16 protein-coding genes are annotated in these 16,417 nt (G+C 55.8%); 9 read left to right on the forward strand and 7 right to left on the reverse strand.

Translation table 11 applies throughout. From position 1 onward, the window contains the following. Window position 1 precedes the first annotated feature (1 nt). The 7 genes from tyrR to pspA form a co-directional block, all read right to left on the reverse strand. A complete protein-coding gene (gene tyrR, locus JBO43_RS02360) occupies window positions 2-1,543 on the reverse strand; it encodes a transcriptional regulator TyrR (protein ID WP_095282191.1) in 1,542 nt (513 codons plus the stop codon). Between the two features lie 106 nt (window positions 1,544-1,649). Next, on the reverse strand, window positions 1,650-2,699 hold the full coding sequence (locus JBO43_RS02365) for a YcjF family protein (protein ID WP_095282192.1): 1,050 nt from the start codon (window positions 2,697-2,699) through the stop codon (window positions 1,650-1,652). Then, window positions 2,696-4,093 carry a YcjX family GTP-binding protein gene (locus JBO43_RS02370; RefSeq protein WP_103946224.1) on the reverse strand — a complete coding sequence of 466 codons (1,398 nt, stop codon included), beginning with the start codon at window positions 4,091-4,093 and terminating at the stop codon, window positions 2,696-2,698. The genes JBO43_RS02365 and JBO43_RS02370 overlap by 4 nt, the downstream gene beginning before the upstream one ends. Window positions 4,094-4,207: 114 nt before the next feature. Continuing rightward, window positions 4,208-4,426, reverse strand: coding sequence for a phage shock protein PspD (gene pspD / locus JBO43_RS02375; protein WP_103945992.1), 219 nt, complete (start codon window positions 4,424-4,426; stop codon window positions 4,208-4,210). Window positions 4,427-4,441: 15 nt separating this feature from the next. Beyond that, entirely contained in the window at window positions 4,442-4,801 is a 360-nt protein-coding gene (pspC, locus tag JBO43_RS02380) for an envelope stress response membrane protein PspC (protein WP_095282194.1), read from the reverse strand. Then, window positions 4,801-5,025: an envelope stress response membrane protein PspB gene (gene pspB, locus JBO43_RS02385; protein WP_095282195.1), complete on the reverse strand. Its 225-nt coding sequence runs from the start codon at window positions 5,023-5,025 to the stop codon at window positions 4,801-4,803. Before pspB ends, pspC begins: the two co-directional genes overlap by 1 nt. A gap of 54 nt (window positions 5,026-5,079) precedes the next feature. Continuing rightward, window positions 5,080-5,748 (reverse strand): phage shock protein PspA, encoded by a 669-nt coding sequence (pspA, locus tag JBO43_RS02390; RefSeq protein WP_095282196.1) that lies wholly within the window; start codon window positions 5,746-5,748, stop codon window positions 5,080-5,082. 151 nt (window positions 5,749-5,899) lie between these two features. Here pspA and pspF point away from each other — a divergent pair, with 151 nt between their 5' ends. The 9 genes from pspF to JBO43_RS02435 all read left to right on the forward strand — a co-directional run bounded on the left by pspF (window position 5,900) and on the right by JBO43_RS02435 (window position 16,339). Beyond that, window positions 5,900-6,892 (forward strand): phage shock protein operon transcriptional activator, encoded by a 993-nt coding sequence (gene pspF / locus JBO43_RS02395; protein WP_165790587.1) that lies wholly within the window; start codon window positions 5,900-5,902, stop codon window positions 6,890-6,892. Between the two features lie 87 nt (window positions 6,893-6,979). Beyond that, window positions 6,980-8,620, forward strand: a complete 1,641-nt coding sequence (sapA, locus tag JBO43_RS02400) for an ABC transporter substrate-binding protein SapA (RefSeq protein ID WP_095282198.1) — start codon at window positions 6,980-6,982, stop codon at window positions 8,618-8,620. Next, window positions 8,617-9,582 carry a putrescine export ABC transporter permease SapB gene (sapB, locus tag JBO43_RS02405; protein WP_095282199.1) on the forward strand — a complete coding sequence of 322 codons (966 nt, stop codon included), beginning with the start codon at window positions 8,617-8,619 and terminating at the stop codon, window positions 9,580-9,582. The genes sapA and sapB overlap by 4 nt, the downstream gene beginning before the upstream one ends. Beyond that, window positions 9,569-10,459 (forward strand): putrescine export ABC transporter permease SapC, encoded by an 891-nt coding sequence (gene sapC, locus JBO43_RS02410; RefSeq protein ID WP_095282200.1) that lies wholly within the window; start codon window positions 9,569-9,571, stop codon window positions 10,457-10,459. Before sapB ends, sapC begins: the two co-directional genes overlap by 14 nt. Beyond that, a complete protein-coding gene (sapD, locus tag JBO43_RS02415) occupies window positions 10,459-11,451 on the forward strand; it encodes a putrescine export ABC transporter ATP-binding protein SapD (RefSeq protein WP_095282201.1) in 993 nt (330 codons plus the stop codon). Before sapC ends, sapD begins: the two co-directional genes overlap by 1 nt. After that, complete coding sequence (sapF, locus tag JBO43_RS02420) at window positions 11,452-12,258, forward strand: putrescine export ABC transporter ATP-binding protein SapF (protein ID WP_095282202.1); 807 nt, start codon at window positions 11,452-11,454, stop codon at window positions 12,256-12,258. A gap of 125 nt (window positions 12,259-12,383) precedes the next feature. Further along, window positions 12,384-13,172, forward strand: a complete 789-nt coding sequence (gene fabI / locus JBO43_RS02425) for an enoyl-ACP reductase FabI (RefSeq protein WP_012017568.1) — start codon at window positions 12,384-12,386, stop codon at window positions 13,170-13,172. Window positions 13,173-13,315: 143 nt separating this feature from the next. After that, the gene (locus tag JBO43_RS02430) at window positions 13,316-14,317 is read left to right on the forward strand and encodes a CMD domain-containing protein (protein WP_202673662.1); all 1,002 of its coding nucleotides are present in this window, start codon (window positions 13,316-13,318) and stop codon (window positions 14,315-14,317) included. An 87-nt stretch (window positions 14,318-14,404) separates the two neighbouring features. After that, the gene (locus tag JBO43_RS02435; protein ID WP_202673663.1) at window positions 14,405-16,339 is read left to right on the forward strand and encodes an exoribonuclease II; all 1,935 of its coding nucleotides are present in this window, start codon (window positions 14,405-14,407) and stop codon (window positions 16,337-16,339) included. Window positions 16,340-16,417 lie beyond the last annotated feature (78 nt).

Below are 16,417 nucleotides of genomic sequence, written 5' to 3' on the forward strand. Positions count from 1 at the left end.
TTTATTCATCAGTTTTTTTCTGGTTCAGACCGTACTCGCGCAATTTGTTGGCGATGGCCGTGTGCGACACGCCGAGGCGTTTTGCCAGTTTGCGGGTGCTCGGGTAGTTGCGATAAAGCTGGGTCAGCACCGAACGTTCAAAGCGGCTGGTGATATCATCCAGCGATCCTTCCATCGCCTCTTCGCCAACAGATACCGTTCCGGCATCGTAATCCGGTAGCAGTATGTCCTGCGAGCGCAGCTCATATCCTTCAAGCTGCGTGAGCGCACGGTAGACAGCGTTTTTCAACTGGCGGATATTTCCCGGCCAGCCGTAGCGCGTCAGCATCGAACCCAAATCCGCAGAGAGCTTAGGACGCGGCACGCCCTGCTCGTCGGCAAAGCGCGCCACGAACAGTTCGGTCAGCGGCATAACATCCTGCGGACAGTCGCGCAGCGGCGGAATATTCAGGGTCAGGACGTTCAGTCGATAATAGAGATCTTCCCGGAACACCCCTTTCTGCACCAGTTCAACCAGGTTTTTCTGCGTCGCACAAATCACCCGCACATCCACGTGAACTTCATGATCTTCTCCAACGCGGCGGAAAGTGCCGTCATTGAGGAAGCGCAGCAGTTTGGCCTGCATCCGCGGCGACATCTCACCGATTTCATCCAGCAATACCGAGCCACCGTTGGCCTGCTCAAAGAAGCCTTTTTTGCCTTCCGGCGCATGACCGAACAACTCGCTCTCAACGGCATCTTCTGGAATCGACGCGCAGTTTAGGGCCAGATAGGGTTTAGCCGCGCGCGGGCTGGCGGTGTGAACCGCATGAGCCAGTAAATCCTTACCTGTTCCCGTTTCGCCGGTAATCAGCAGCGGCGCGGTGAGATTAGCCAGCTTACGCGCCTGATCCACCACGTGCTTCATTTTCGGGCTAACGGCGATAATCTGGCTGAACGCGCCGACATCCTGGTTAGACAGATTCTGCAACTGACGCCCCATTCGAATGGTGGAACGCAGCATAATCACCGCACCGGTAAGCACGCTGACATCATTCTCACCGCGCAGATGAACCGGGGTAATTTCCATCAGGAAGTTCTGTCCGCCGATCACCACATGTTCGCTGTGCGTGCCCTGCGGGTTGCTTTCGAGCCAGCGCTGGAAATTAAAACCGGCGATCAGTTGCGCTGCATGATGGCTACTCAGCTTGTCCTGGCTCTGGCCGAAGAGCTGACAGCTGGCCTGATTGGTACGCTCAATTTTACCTTTCAAATCGAGCGACAAAAATGGCTCAGGCATGGCTTCAAGCAACGCACTCAGCGCCAGATGTTCACGTTCAGACGGCATCCACGGCACGGTACGGACATCCGTAACGCCAGCGATACGGCGAATTTCAGCCATCAGGCTGCTGAATGTATTAAATTCGATTTCGGCAAAATTGAGGTAAATTCGCCCGATAGGGTCGATGTCGATGCCGCGCAAATCAATGTCACGCAAAACAAGGAGATCGAGTAATTCGCGGGTCAGGCCGATACGGTCCTGACAGAACACTTCCAGACGCATGGGAAATTCACTCTTTAAGCCAGTCACTTTAAAATGATATGTCAGATATCGTCTGGCTGGAAGCTCGCTGTCAACAAATATTGACAGCGAGGTGAATTCTTACGCTTTATTGTGATTTTTTGCTCAGTGTCTCTTTCAACTGACCGACAAGTTCGCGGCGAAAATCACCAAGACGCGGTTTATCGTCGTTAATCCACGGCAGCGGTCGACATAATTCCATCGCTTTAATCCCCAGTCTCGCGGTCAACAGCCCGGCTCCGATACCCTGCGCAGCACGCGTGGATAAACGCGCGGCAAGATCCTGAGACATCCAGTCCATGCCCACTTCACGCACCAGCTCGCTGGCTCCGGCAAACGCCATATTCAGTAGCACCAGACGGAAAAGGCGCAGACGGCTGTAATACCCAAGTTCGATGCCATACAGCGTGGCAATGCGGTTGATGAGGCGCAGATTGCGCCACGCGATAAACGCCATATCCACCAGCGCCAGCGGGCTAACGGCAATCATCAGCGTCGATTCCGCCGCCGAACGGCTAATCTCCCGCCGCGCCTGTGAATCGAGAACCGGCTGCACGATGTTTGCATACAGGCTGACGATCTCGCGGTCGTTTTGTGTTTCATGAATAGCCGCATACCAGCGTTGCAGGGCCGGATGCGACTGGTCGATACCCGCCTGACTGGCCAGCTTTTCGCAAAATGCGCGCCCTTTTCCGGTCGCATGGCTGTGCAGCAAATCGCGCGCTTCGTCGCGCTCATGCGCACGCTGGCGCAGTCGCCACAAACGACGCCATTCAGTGGCAATTGAACCGACACCCGCGCCGATGATAAGAGCGCCCGCCGCACATCCGCCCAGAGCCACCCAGTCCTGGGTTTGCCAGGCATTCATCGTCCACTGCACGCCCTGGCCGACCACACTCACGCCAAAAAGCGTCAGCCCGGCAGTGACCATTTTGCGCCACAGGCTGCGTTTGGGCCGCAGCGCCGCCTCAACCACCGCTTCTGCCTGCCCTTCGTCCGCAAGCAGTTCATCGGCGACAACGGGCGCAAATTTCTCTGCGTCCGGGCCACTGAAGGCCTGAGCAGTTTTAAACGCTTCGGCCCGCTCTTGCTCAAGCTGGCCGGTAAAATCGATGCGTGGCTTTAACGGTTCCGTCATCGCAGCTTATCTCCTATTAAAAACTCCAGCGCCGCGTCGAGGCGAATGTGCGGCAACGGCTGGTCAACATTCATCACCTGAGGGCGAAACGCCTCAAACTGAAATCCCTGATTTTGCCAGAATGCCTGCCCCGGTAATCGCGCCGGTACTTCGCCGGGATAGACGGTCAGCGGCTCACCATCGCTCAGACGATTACCGCGCAGCGCCGGGATTTTCTCACCGTTGACGTCAATCAGCCCGCTCTGCGTCGCCTGCACCGCCGCCAGCCCCAGACAATCCATGCTGATCCCTTCGAACGCTGCGTTTTGCCACGCGTCCTGAACAAGCTGTTGCAGCAGCGAGACCATATTCGCATGCTGATCGACCGTCACATGATCGGCTTTGGTGGCGGCGAACAGCAGCTTATCGATAACCGGCGAAAACAGACGGCGGAACAGTGTCCGCTGCCCGTAGTGAAAACTTTGCATCAGTTGGGTGAGCGCCAGGCGCATATCGTTGAAGGCCTGCGGCCCACTGTTCAGCGGTTGCAGACAGTCCACCAGCACAATCTGGCGGTCGAAGCGCAGGAAGTGGTTTTTATAAAACCCCTTCACCACTTTCTCGCAGTAATAGTTAAAGCGATCGCGCAACATCCCGACGTTGGTGTGTTTGTCCGCCATCGCCAGTTTTGACTCACCCCAGCTTTCGACATCCGGCCACGGGAAGAATTGCAGCGCAGGCGCCCCCGCCATTTCACCAGGTAGTACAAAGCGGCCTGGCTGAATAAAGTGCAGCCCCTGCTGTTTGCATTGATGAAGATAATCGGTCCAGGCCTGTGAAATGGCAGCCAGTCGGTTTTCGTCCGCCGGGGCCAGCGGGTCCAGCCCGGCGCACAGCTCACGCCATTTTGCCGACCATTCCGCACGTTGCCCCTGCAACAGGCCGGTCATTTGCCGTGACCAGCTCAGGTAATCCTGGGCCAGCATCGGTAAATCGAGCAGCCATTCACCGGGATAATCGACGATTTCAAGGTACAGCGTGGAGGTGTCTTTGAAATGGCGCAGCACGGATTCGTTAGAACGAAAGCGCAGCGCGAGGCGAATTTCACTCACCCCACGCGTCGGTGTCGGCCAGGCGGGCGGTGTGCCATACAGCTGCGCCAGCCCTTCGTCGTAGGTAAAGCGAGGAATACCAAAATCGCGCTGCGGCACACGTTTTACGCCCAGCAGACGCTCTTCCCGCGCCGCGCTCAGCAGCGGCAGCCGTGCGCCAGCATGTAAGTTAAGCAACTGGTTAACCATCGCGGTGATAAACGCGGTTTTGCCGCTGCGGCTTAATCCCGTGACCGCCAGTCGCAAATGGCGGTCTACGCCACGATTAACCAGTGAATTAAATTCGTTTTTAAGTCGCTTCATCGCCATCCTGTTTTGCCTGAAGGAATTATTATTCTTAAAAATATGACATGGGGGCAAAATGAAAGGAATAAAACCTTATGACAAAACGGCACATTTCCGGCGTGCCGTCTGATGTTATTTCAGTTTCCCCGAAAAGCGCATAGCCAGTTTCTTCAGCAGCGGCTCCAGCGCCACGGCCAGTAACATTCTGACTGGTTTACGGGCAACAGACTTCACCGCCCAACCCGCGACACCTGCCGGGCCATAACGTAGCGCGGTCAGTAAAACGAATTTGCCTGCGATAACCAGGCCCGGTTTCATTTTCTGACCGGCCTGCTGCCAGTTTTTGTTCATTGTAATTTCTCTCCGTTAAAGCTGGCGAAAACGGCTGCGCAGCGTGAACGTGTCGGAGGTGACGTAACGTTCCATTTCGCGCAAACGCTTCTCGCCGGAAGCCAGTTCGGCATCCACCGCATCCAGCAAATCACTGCTGGTCGGCGCATCTTCTGATGCCATCGCACTGTCTGGCATCGGGTCGAGCACAAAGGATAAGACGATGTACGCCACCAGGGTAAAGAAGGCCAGTCCGAAGAAGATAGACAGCACGGTGACCGCGCGGACCAGCTTGACGGGAACGTCGAGATAGTGCGCCAGACCGGCACAGACACCGCGCACCATCCCCTGCTGGGGAATGCGCCACAGCTTTTTATTCAGATTCAGTCCGCCCATTAATTGTCCCTCCAGTTCGGATGCTCCGCGTCCAGAATCGCTTCCAGCGACTGGATGCGTTCACGCATTTTTTTCGCGTCATCGGTGAGCTGCAACAGGCGTTGCTGTTCGCTTTGCGAAAGCTCACCGCGGGAAGAACGGTTACTGTAGTGCAGCCATAACCAGATCGGCAGAACAAACAGCACGAAAATGGTCAGGGGAATAGCCAGAAACAGCGCACTCATAGGGTCTCCTTGTCTTACGATGCGTTGCGGCACGCGAAGGTGCCGCATTCATTATTATTGGTTGTCTTGCTTCATTTTGGCTTTCAGCACCGCAAGCTGCTCGCTGATTTCGTCATCCGCCTTCAGATCGGCAAACTGCTGATCCAGCGTTTTCTGTTTGCCAAAGCTGTGGCTCTCGGCCTCGGCTTCCATATGATCGATACGACGTTCGAACGATTCGAAACGCGCCATCGCTTCATCAATTTTACCGCTATCCAGCTGACGGCGAACGTCGCGGGATGAGCTGGCAGCCTGATGACGCAGCGTCAGCGCCTGCTGGCGAGCGCGGGTTTCGCTGAGTTTGTTTTCCAGCTCCGCAATCTCTTTTTTCATGCGGGTCAGGGTTTCATCCACCAGCGTGATTTCATGCTCCAGCGTAGCGACGATGTCGGTCAGCTTCTGTTTTTCGATCAGCGCCGAACGGGCCAGATCGTCTTTCTCTTTACGCAGCGCAAGTTCTGCTTTTTCCTGCCATTCGGTCTGCTGGGCCGTCGCCTGCTCAATGCGGCGAGAAAGCTGTTTCTTTTCGGCCAGCGCACGGGCAGAGGTGGAACGGACTTCAACCAGCGTGTCTTCCATTTCCTGAATCATCAGACGCACCAGCTTCTGCGGGTCTTCCGCTTTTTCCAGCAGCGAGTTGATGTTAGCGTTCACGATGTCGGCAAAACGAGAAAAAATACCCATAATTCAATCCTCACAGTTCTGTTATCGGGCGATGCACTGCTGATGAGCTAATACAAATCCCGTGCCAATTTTTTATCTTATTGATTTATATGATTGTGGTTGATTTTACACCACAGAGAACCTACTCTCACCTGGTGAATATCGCTAACGAGTGGTTAATTTCATCATGGCTGATTACAAAGACAATTTATTGGGTGAAGCGAACAGTTTTCTTGAGGTGCTGGAGCAGGTTTCGCGCCTCGCCCCGCTCAATAAACCGGTGCTGATTATCGGTGAGCGCGGGACCGGGAAAGAGCTGATCGCCAACCGCCTGCACTATCTTTCCGGACGATGGGACGGCCCGTTCATCTCTCTTAACTGCGCGGCGCTGAACGAAAATCTGCTCGATACGGAACTGTTCGGCCATGAGGCGGGCGCCTTTACCGGTGCGCAAAAACGTCATCCAGGGCGTTTCGAACGCGCTGACGGTGGGACGCTGTTCCTTGATGAACTCGCTACCGCGCCGATGTTGGTTCAGGAAAAGCTGTTGCGCGTTATCGAGTACGGCGAGCTGGAGCGTGTCGGGGGCAGCCAGCCGTTGCAGGTCAATGTGCGTCTGGTGTGCGCCACTAATGCCGACCTTCCACAGATGGTGGCGGAGGAGAAATTCCGCGCGGATCTGCTCGACAGACTGGCCTTTGACGTGGTGCAACTTCCGCCGCTGCGCGAACGCCGCAGCGATATCATGCTGCTGGCCGAGCAGTTTGCCATTCAGATGTGCCGCGAGCTCGGCCTGCCGCTGTTCCCCGGTTTTAGCGACTATGCGCGGGAAACGCTGCTGGATTACCGCTGGCCGGGCAATATTCGTGAGCTGAAAAACGTGGTCGAGCGTTCCGTCTATCGCCACGCCAGCAGCGAAACCGAGCTGGATAACATTATTATCGATCCCTTTTATCGCGCCGCACCGACGAAACTGGAACCCGCGCCGCACGCCGATGCCCCTTCTCTGCCGCTCGATTTACGCCAGTTCCAGCATATTCAGGAACAGCAGTTACTGGAACAGAGCCTGAAAGAGGCAAAATATAACCAGAAGCAGGCTGCCGAACTGCTGGGTCTGACCTACCATCAATTAAGGGCATTGCTCAAAAAGCATCAAATGCGCTGACATTATCGGCACTTACCCGCAGACATTTTCCGAATCGGGGGTAAGTGCGATACACTTTGCAGATCGAATCTAAAAACCCTGAAAATTATGCGTCTGGTTTTATCGTCCCTGATTGCACTCGGTCTGTTTAGCCGCCTGGTCTTTGCTGCGCCCGAACCGACTGCGCTTCCTGATATTCGCGACAGCGGTTTTGTCTATTGCGTGAACGGGCAAGTCGACACCCTGAACCCACAAAAAGCAGGCAGCGGCCTGATTGTCGACACCCTCGCGGCACAGCTTTACGATCGCCTGCTTGATGTCGATCCTTATACTTATCGCCTGGTGCCGGAGCTGGCTGAGAGCTGGGAAGTGCTGGATAACGGCGCGACCTACCGTTTCCATCTGCGCGACGACGTGGCGTTTCAGTCTACCCCGTGGTTCAAACCGACCCGCAAGTTGAACGCCGATGATGTGGTGTTTACCTTCCAGCGTATTTTTAATCGCAACCATCCCTGGCATAACGTCAACGGCGGCAGTTTCCCGTATTTCGACAGCCTGCAGTTTGCCGATACGGTGAAAGACGTGCGCAAGCTGGACAATCGGACGGTGGAGTTTCGCCTGACGCGCCCGGATGCCTCTTTCCTGTGGCACCTCGCGACCCACTATGCGTCAGTGATGTCAGCGGAATACGCTGATAAACTGACGAAAGCCGATCATCAGGAACTCCTCGATCGCCAGCCGGTCGGGACAGGCCCGTTCCAGATGGCAGAATACCGCTCCGGGCAGTATATTCGGTTACAACGTCACGAACACTTCTGGCGCGGCACACCGCTGATGCCGCAGGTGGTGGTCGATTTAGGTTCTGGCGGAACCGGCAGGTTATCTAAACTGCTGACCGGCGAATGCGATGTGCTCGCCTGGCCTGCTGCCAGCCAGCTGACGATTCTACGTGACGATCCGCGTTTGCGTCTGACTCTGCGCCCCGGCATGAACATCGCCTATCTGGCGTTTAATACCGATAAGCCGCCGCTCAATAATCCTGCCGTACGCCACGCTCTGGCGCTTGCCATCAATAACCAGCGCTTAATGCAATCCATCTATTACGGCACGGCGGAAACGGCAGCGTCAATTTTGCCGCGCGCGTCGTGGGCCTATGACAGCGAAGCGAAAATCACCGAATACGATCCGGCAAAATCACGCGAACAGCTGAAAGCGCTGGGCGCGACCAACCTCACCCTGCAGCTGTGGGTCCCGACCAGTTCCCAGGCGTGGAACCCGAGCCCGCTAAAAACGGCGGAACTGATCCAGGCCGATATGGCTCAAGTTGGTGTCAAAGTGGTGATTGTGCCGGTAGAAGGCCGCTTCCAGGAGGCGCGTCTGATGGACATGAATCATGACCTGACGCTCTCCGGCTGGTCGACGGACAGTAACGATCCCGACAGTTTCTTCCGCCCGCTCCTGAGCTGTGCCGCCATTCGTTCCCAGACCAACTACGCTCACTGGTGTAACCGTGAATTTGACACGGTGCTGCAAAAGGCGCTGTCATCTCAGCAGTTGGCCTCGCGCATCGAAGCGTACGACGAAGCGCAGAATATTCTGGCCCGCGAACTGCCGGTGCTGCCGCTGGCCTCTTCCCTGCGATTGCAGGCCTATCGCTATGATATTAAAGGTCTGGTGCTCAGCCCATTTGGTAACGCTTCGTTCGCTGGCGTGTCACGTGAGAAACCCGATGAGGTGAAAAAACCATGATTATTTTTACCTTACGACGCCTGCTGCTGTTGGCGATCACGCTTTTTTTTCTGACCTTTATCGGCTTTAGCCTGAGCTACTTCACGCCCCACGCCCCGCTGCAAGGCTCGTCCTTCTGGGACGCATGGTTATTCTGGTTTAACGGCGTGCTGCACTGGGATTTTGGCGTTTCGAGCATTAACGGCCAGCTGATCTCCGAGCAGTTGAAAGAGGTGTTCCCGGCGACTATGGAGCTGTGCATTCTGGCCTTTGGTTTTGCCCTGATGGTCGGTATTCCGGTGGGGATGCTGGCGGGGATCACACGCAATAAATGGCAGGATAAACTGATCAGCGCGTTGGCCCTGCTCGGCTTCTCAATTCCGGTGTTCTGGCTGGCGCTGTTGCTTACGTTGTTCTTCTCCCTGACGCTGGGCTGGCTGCCGGTCTCCGGGCGTTTCGATCTGCTCTACGCCGTCAAAACTGTCACTGGCTTTGCCATTATCGACGCCTGGCTTTCTGACTCCGTCTGGCGTCACGAGATGATCATCAGCACCCTGCGCCATATGGTGCTGCCGGTGCTGACGCTGGCGGTTGCGCCGACCACGGAAGTGATCCGCCTGATGCGCACCAGCACGATTGATGTTTTTGACCAGAATTATGTGAAAGCGGCCGCCACGCGCGGTTTGTCACGTTTGACGGTCCTGCGTCGTCACGTACTGCACAACGCCCTTCCGCCGGTGATCCCACGCCTGGGGCTGCAATTTTCGACCATGCTGACCCTGGCGATGATCACCGAGATGGTGTTCAGTTGGCCAGGTCTCGGACGCTGGATGATCAACGCCATTCGTCAGCAGGACTACGCGGCGATTTCCGCCGGTGTGATGGTGATCGGCTCGCTGGTGATTATCGTGAACGTGATTTCTGACATTTTGGGTGCGATGGCCAACCCGCTGAAACATAAGGAATCGTATGCCTTACGATAGCGTATACAGGGAAAAGCGCACGCCCGGCGTAGTTCGGACCGTGTGGCGCAAATTCTACGGCGACACCACGGCGATGATCGGTTTATACGGCTGTGGCGGCCTGGCATTGCTGTGTATTTTTGGCGGCTGGTTTGCCCCGTATGGCCTGGATCAGCAGTTCCTCGGCTATCAACTGCTGCCACCCTCATGGTCACGCTACGGTGAAGTATCGTTCTTTCTCGGCACTGACGATTTAGGCCGCGATGTTCTGAGCCGTCTGTTAAGCGGCGCCGCACCAACCGTGGGCGGTGCGTTCGTCGTCACTTTCGCTGCCACCTTCTTCGGCCTGGCGCTCGGCGTGTTTGCCGGTGCGACGCACGGCCTGCGTTCGGCGGTGCTGAATCATATTCTCGATACTCTGCTGTCCATTCCGTCCCTGCTGCTGGCAATCATCGTCGTTGCTTTTGCCGGACCACACCTGTCGCATGCGATGTTTGCCGTCTGGCTGGCGCTGCTGCCGCGCATGGTTCGCTCAGTTTATAGCCTGGTGCATGACGAGCTGGAAAAAGAGTATGTTGTCGCCGCCCGTTTAGACGGCGCGACCACGATGAATATTCTTTGGTTCGCGGTAATGCCTAACATCGCTTCGGGGCTGGTGACTGAAATCACCCGTGCTCTGTCGATGGCGATTCTCGATATTGCCGCGCTCGGTTTTCTCGATCTCGGCGCGCAATTGCCCTCCCCGGAATGGGGCGCAATGCTCGGTGATGCGCTGGAGCTGATTTACGTCGCACCGTGGACGGTGATGCTGCCCGGTGCCGCCATCATGGTGAGCGTGCTGCTGATTAACCTGCTGGGCGACGGAATTCGCCGCGCGATTAACGCGGGGGTGCAATAATGCCGTTACTTGATATCCGCAATCTGACGATTGAATTTAAAACCGGCGAAGGCTGGGTGAAAGCGGTCGACAGGATCAGTATTACGCTTGCCGAAGGCGAAATCCGCGGGCTAGTGGGTGAGTCTGGCTCCGGTAAAAGTCTGATCGCTAAGGCGATCTGCGGCGTCGCCAAAGACAACTGGCGCGTCACCGCTGACCGTATGCGATTTGATGATATCGATCTCCTGCGCCTGTCGCCACGCGAGCGCCGCAAGCTGGTCGGGCATAACGTCTCGATGATCTTCCAGGAGCCGCAGTCATGTCTCGACCCGTCTGAACGGGTTGGCAAACAGCTGATGCAGAACATCCCCGGCTGGACCTACAAAGGCCGCTGGTGGCAGCGCGTCGGCTGGCGCAAACGCCGCGCGATTGAGCTGTTGCACCGCGTCGGCATTAAAGATCACAAAGATGCGATGCGCAGCTTCCCGTATGAACTGACGGACGGCGAGTGCCAAAAGGTGATGATCGCCATCGCACTGGCCAATCAGCCGCGCCTGCTGATCGCCGATGAGCCGACCAACGCGATGGAACCGACGACGCAAGCGCAGATTTTCCGCCTGCTGTCGCGCCTCAATCAGAACAACAACACCACCATTTTGCTGATCAGCCATGACCTGCAAATGCTGAGCAAATGGGCGGATAAAATCGACGTGATGTACTGCGGTCAGACGGTGGAAACGGCCATCAGCGAAGAGCTGGTGAATACGCCGCATCATCCTTATACCCAGGCGCTGATCCGCGCGATCCCCGATTTTGGCAGCGCGATGCCGCATAAAAGCCGCCTCAATACGCTTCCGGGGGCGATTCCCCTGCTGGAGTCGCTGCCAATCGGCTGTCGATTGGGGCCGCGCTGCCCTTACGCCCAGCGCGAATGTATTGAAACGCCACGGCTGACCGGCGCGAAAAACCATCTGTACGCCTGTCATTTCCCGCTGAACATGGAGAGAGAGTAAATGGTCGAAACGTTGCTGGAAGTTCGCAACCTGAGTAAGACCTTCCGCTATCGCACGGGGCTGTTTCATCGCCAGACCGTCGAAGCGGTGAAGCCTCTCAGCTTTACCCTGCGCGAGAAACAGACGCTGGCAATCATTGGCGAAAACGGTTCCGGGAAATCCACGCTGGCGAAAATGCTGGCGGGGATGGTTGAACCGACGGCGGGCGATGTGCTGATCGACGATCATTTTCTGTCGTTCGGTGACTATTCGTTTCGCAGCCAGCGCATTCGTATGATTTTCCAGGACCCGTCGACATCGCTCAATCCGCGTCAACGTATCTCGCAAATTCTCGATTTTCCGCTGCGCCTGAATACGGATCTGGAGCCGGAGGAACGGCGTAAACGCGTGATTGAGACGCTCCGTCTGGTCGGTCTGCTGCCCGATCACGTCAGCTATTATCCGCACATGCTCGCCCCCGGCCAGAAGCAGCGTCTGGGGCTGGCGCGCGCGCTGATCCTGCGCCCGAAGGTGATTATCGCCGATGAAGCGCTGGCATCTTTAGATATGTCGATGCGTTCCCAACTGATCAATCTGATGCTCGAATTGCAGGAGAAACAGGGTATTTCGTATATCTACGTGACTCAGCATCTCGGGATGATGAAACACATCAGCGACCAGGTACTGGTCATGCATCAGGGTGAAGTGGTCGAGCGCGGAAGCACCGCCGACGTGTTGGCTTCACCGCTGCACGACCTGACCAAACGGCTGATTTCCGGTCATTTCGGTGAAGCGCTGACGGCGGATGCGTGGCGAAAAGACAGGTAACCGCTTTACTATAAAGTGGTCGGATTAACTCTGAACGCGACACGTGATATTATCGCCGCGTTTTAACGACGAGCGCCACGTATGAGAGGGCGTTCGCCATAACAATGAATATAAGGATCTAAGCTATGGGTTTTCTTTCCGGTAAGCGCATTCTGGTGACTGGCGTCGCCAGCAAACTGTCCATCGCCTACGGCATCGCACAGGCTATGCACCGCGAAGGCGCTGAGCTGGCGTTCACCTACCAGAATGACAAGCTGAAAGGCCGTGTTGAAGAGTTCGCCGCACAGCTGGGTTCCAGCATCATTCTGGAATGCGACGTTGCTCAAGATGAAAGCATCGATGGCATGTTCGCAGAGCTTGCAAAAGTGTGGCCGAAATTTGACGGTTTCGTGCACTCAATCGGTTTCGCACCAGGCGATCAGCTGGACGGCGACTACGTGAACGCGGTAACCCGTGAAGGCTTCAAAATCGCTCACGACATCAGTTCTTACAGCTTTGTGGCAATGGCTAAAGCCTGCCGCACCATGCTGAACCCAGGTTCTGCGCTGCTGACCCTGTCTTACCTGGGCGCTGAGCGTGCGATCCCTAACTACAACGTAATGGGCCTGGCGAAAGCTTCTCTGGAAGCCAACGTGCGCTACATGGCGAACGCGATGGGTCCAGAAGGCGTGCGTGTTAACGGTATCTCTGCTGGTCCAATCCGTACTCTGGCCGCTTCCGGTATCAAAGACTTCCGTAAAATGCTGGCGCATTGCGAAGCCGTTACCCCGATTCGTCGCACTGTGACCATCGAAGATGTGGGTAACTCCGCAGCATTCCTGTGCTCTGACCTCTCTGCTGGCATCTCCGGCGAAGTGGTTCACGTTGACGGCGGTTTCAACATCGCGGCAATGAACGAGCTGGAAATCAAATAAGTTGTGTCACTCTCTTCCCTCCGGGGAAGAGAGTTTCTCCCCGTCGTTATTCCGTTCTGCTATTTGTTATCACCTAACAATATTTTTCCCCTTGCAAGCCATGCGCCAGGATATTGATCGCCATTTGAGATCAAGGAACGCACATGGAACAACGCCGTTTTTCCGGCAAAGGCCACTGGTATCACGAAACCCAGACAAATCACTGTCCGGATGATGTTCTGCCGCTGGTTCCCGAGGCCGCTCATGTCGACGATCGTTTTTTACTCGATTTAACGCTGCCCGCTGAGATTGTGACCCCGTGTGAAAGTTGGCTTAAGCCTGCCAGAGCGTTATGCCACGTGCTTTTTCCGCTGCATATCGCCGTCAATCGGCTGCATACGCTTAGCGCCTACGACCGGCTGAGCACAGCGTTAACCGTGGCGCAGGCGTGTGGCGTTCAGCGCCTGTGTAACCACTACGCCGCCCTGCTCGCGCCTCTTCCCGGTCCGGATTCCTCACGAGAAAGTAATCAACGCCTCGCCCAAATCACTCAGTACGCCCGCCAGTTAGCAAGCTCACCCGATATCATTGATGACAAAGCGCAGCAGCAGCTGGATGAAGTGGGGCTGACAACCTACGACGTGATTGTGATTAATCAGATAATCGGCTTTGTCGGCTTTCAGGCACGCGTGGTTGCCGCGTTCCAGGCCTTACTGGGATATCCCGTCCGCTGGCTTCCTGGGCATCACATTCCTCCGCACGCGCGGGTGACGGATATTAATATGAGTGAGTGGGAACCCCTGTTCCCTGGTGTCGAGTTACGCTATGCCACCGCGCAACAGCTTGAACTGCTCGCTCGCTGGCAAACGGAACCCGCATTAAGGGAACTGACGGCGGTGCTTTGCCACGAACCGGAGATACTCAACGGCACGGGCGAGATCCTGACAAGTGGTATTCAAGAGGCAAATAGTCGCTATTCCACTCATCATGCCGTTGCGGCGGCGACAGAACTTTTGACCGTCTCTCCCGACCGATTCAGCGCCGCGCAATTTACCCCGCTACTTGATGAGGGCATTCCCCCCGTGGAGGCAATTAATTTGCTGACCTGGTGCGCTTTTTGCGGTTGGCTCAACCGTCTGAAAATTGCCTTAAACAAGGGTGACTGAGCCTGGTAAATCCCTAAATGCGCTTGCTGTAGCAGTGAGATTCGCGTAAAACTGTCAGCCGCTCAATGGCCACGAAAATAGAATACTATGCTTCAGGACAACCCGCTGCTAGCGCAGCTTAAACAGCAATTGCATTCCCAGACGCCGCGCGCTGAAGGGGTGGTAAAAGCCACGGAAAAAGGCTTTGGCTTCCTGGAAGTCGATGCACAGAAAAGCTACTTCATCCCGCCTCCACAGATGAAGAAAGTGATGCACGGCGATCGTGTAACGGCAGTGATTCATACCGACAAGGATCGTGAATCCGCCGAGCCAGAAGAATTGATCGAACCTTTCCTGACCCGTTTTGTCGGGAAAGTACAGCGTAAAGACGATCGTCTTTCCATCGTTCCGGACCATCCGCTGCTTAAGGATGCGATTCCATGCCGCGCTGAACGCGGCGTTGAACATGATTTCAAACAAGGTGACTGGGCCGTTGCCCAGATGCGTCGCCATCCGCTGAAAGGCGACCGTGGTTTTTACGCAGAACTGACCCATTTCATTACCTTCGGCGACGATCATTTCGTGCCGTGGTGGGTAACGCTCGCCCGTCATAATCTGGAAAAAGAAGCGCCAAATGGTGTGGCAACGGAGATGATGGACGAAGGTCTGGAGCGTCGCGATTTGACTGCCCTGAACTTCGTTACTATCGACAGCGCCAGCACCCAGGATATGGATGATGCGCTGTATGTGGAAGAAGGCAGCGACGGCAAACTGCACCTGACTGTCGCGATTGCCGACCCGACGGCGTGGATCGCCGAAGGTAGCAAGCTGGACGATTCCGCTAAAATTCGCGCGTTCACCAACTATCTGCCGGGCTTCAATATTCCGATGCTGCCACGTGAACTCTCTGACGATCTCTGCTCGCTGCGTGCGAACGAAGTGCGTCCGGTACTCGCGTGCCGCATGACCGTGGCTGCTGACGGCACGATTGAAGACGATATCGAATTTTTCGCCGCAACTATCGAATCCAAAGCGAAGCTGGCGTACGACGATGTCTCTGATTGGCTGGAAAATAGCGGCAGCTGGAAACCAGAAAATGAGGCTATTGCTGAGCAAATCACGCTGTTGCAACAACTCTGCCTGAGCCGTGGCGAATGGCGTAAAACCCATGCGCTGGTGTTCAAAGACCGCCCGGATTATCGCTTTGTGCTGGGTGAAAAAGGCGAAGTGCTGGATATCGTTGCCGAACCGCGTCGTATCGCTAACCGCATTGTTGAAGAGTCGATGATTGCCGCCAACATTTGTGCCGCACGCGTGTTGCGCGACAAACTCGGTTTTGGCATTTACAACGTGCATACCGGTTTTGATCCGGCGAACACCGAAGCACTGGCTGCTCTGCTGAAAACGCACGACGTTCACGTAGATCCGCAGGAAGTGCTGACCTTAAACGGCTTCTGCAAACTGCGCCGCGAGCTGGATGCGCAACCGTCTGGTTTCCTCGACAGCCGTATTCGTCGCTTCCAGTCCTTCGCAGAAATCAGCACCGAGCCAGGCCCGCACTTTGGTCTGGGCCTTGAGGCGTATGCGACCTGGACTTCACCGATCCGTAAATACGGCGACATGGTTAACCACCGTCTGCTGAAAGCGGTTATCAAAGGTGAAACCATTGCCCGTCCGCAGGAAGATACCACCGTGCAGATGGCGGAACGCCGTCGCCTGAACCGTATGGCTGAACGCGATGTCGGCGACTGGCTGTATGCGCGCTTCCTGAATGACAAAGCCGGTACGGACACCCGTTTTGCGGCTGAAATCATTGACGTGAGCCGCGGCGGGATGCGCGTGCGTCTGGTCGATAATGGTGCCGTTGCCTTTATTCCGGCCCCGTTCCTGCACGCGGTCCGCGATGAACTGACCTGTAGCCAGGAAAATGGCGCAGTACAGATCAAAGGCGAAACGGTTTATAAAGTCACGGATGTGATTGATGTGAACATCGCTGAAGTGCGTATGGAAACCCGGAGTATTATCGCGCGCCCTGTCGCCTGATAAGTTTTAAAAATGTCGGCTATTTCTTTTAAGGGAAAGCCGACATTTTTCTTCCCCTGATAAATCGCACATTCATCA

The organism is Lelliottia jeotgali, assembly GCF_016771845.1.
Classification (GTDB): Bacteria; Pseudomonadota; Gammaproteobacteria; order Enterobacterales; family Enterobacteriaceae; genus Enterobacter; species Enterobacter jeotgali.

Bases quoted from the DNA above. Each gene is read 5' to 3' on its own strand.
- pspA (WP_095282196.1), bottom strand. From the start codon at position 5,748: ATGGGTATTTTTTCTCGTTTTGCCGACATCGTGAACGCTAACATCAAC.
- fabI (WP_012017568.1), top strand. From the start codon at position 12,384: ATGGGTTTTCTTTCCGGTAAGCGCATTCTGGTGACTGGCGTCGCCAGC.
- JBO43_RS02370 (WP_103946224.1), bottom strand. From the start codon at position 4,093: ATGAAGCGACTTAAAAACGAATTTAATTCACTGGTTAATCGTGGCGTA.
- sapD (WP_095282201.1), top strand. From the start codon at position 10,459: ATGCCGTTACTTGATATCCGCAATCTGACGATTGAATTTAAAACCGGC.
- JBO43_RS02435 (WP_202673663.1), top strand. From the start codon at position 14,405: ATGCTTCAGGACAACCCGCTGCTAGCGCAGCTTAAACAGCAATTGCAT.
- sapC (WP_095282200.1), top strand. From the start codon at position 9,569: ATGCCTTACGATAGCGTATACAGGGAAAAGCGCACGCCCGGCGTAGTT.
- sapF (WP_095282202.1), top strand. From the start codon at position 11,452: ATGGTCGAAACGTTGCTGGAAGTTCGCAACCTGAGTAAGACCTTCCGC.
- pspB (WP_095282195.1), bottom strand. From the start codon at position 5,025: ATGAGTGCGCTGTTTCTGGCTATTCCCCTGACCATTTTCGTGCTGTTT.
- pspD (WP_103945992.1), bottom strand. From the start codon at position 4,426: ATGAACAAAAACTGGCAGCAGGCCGGTCAGAAAATGAAACCGGGCCTG.
- pspC (WP_095282194.1), bottom strand. From the start codon at position 4,801: ATGGGCGGACTGAATCTGAATAAAAAGCTGTGGCGCATTCCCCAGCAG.
- JBO43_RS02365 (WP_095282192.1), bottom strand. From the start codon at position 2,699: ATGACGGAACCGTTAAAGCCACGCATCGATTTTACCGGCCAGCTTGAG.
- tyrR (WP_095282191.1), bottom strand. From the start codon at position 1,543: ATGCGTCTGGAAGTGTTCTGTCAGGACCGTATCGGCCTGACCCGCGAA.
- sapA (WP_095282198.1), top strand. From the start codon at position 6,980: ATGCGTCTGGTTTTATCGTCCCTGATTGCACTCGGTCTGTTTAGCCGC.
- sapB (WP_095282199.1), top strand. From the start codon at position 8,617: ATGATTATTTTTACCTTACGACGCCTGCTGCTGTTGGCGATCACGCTT.
- JBO43_RS02430 (WP_202673662.1), top strand. From the start codon at position 13,316: ATGGAACAACGCCGTTTTTCCGGCAAAGGCCACTGGTATCACGAAACC.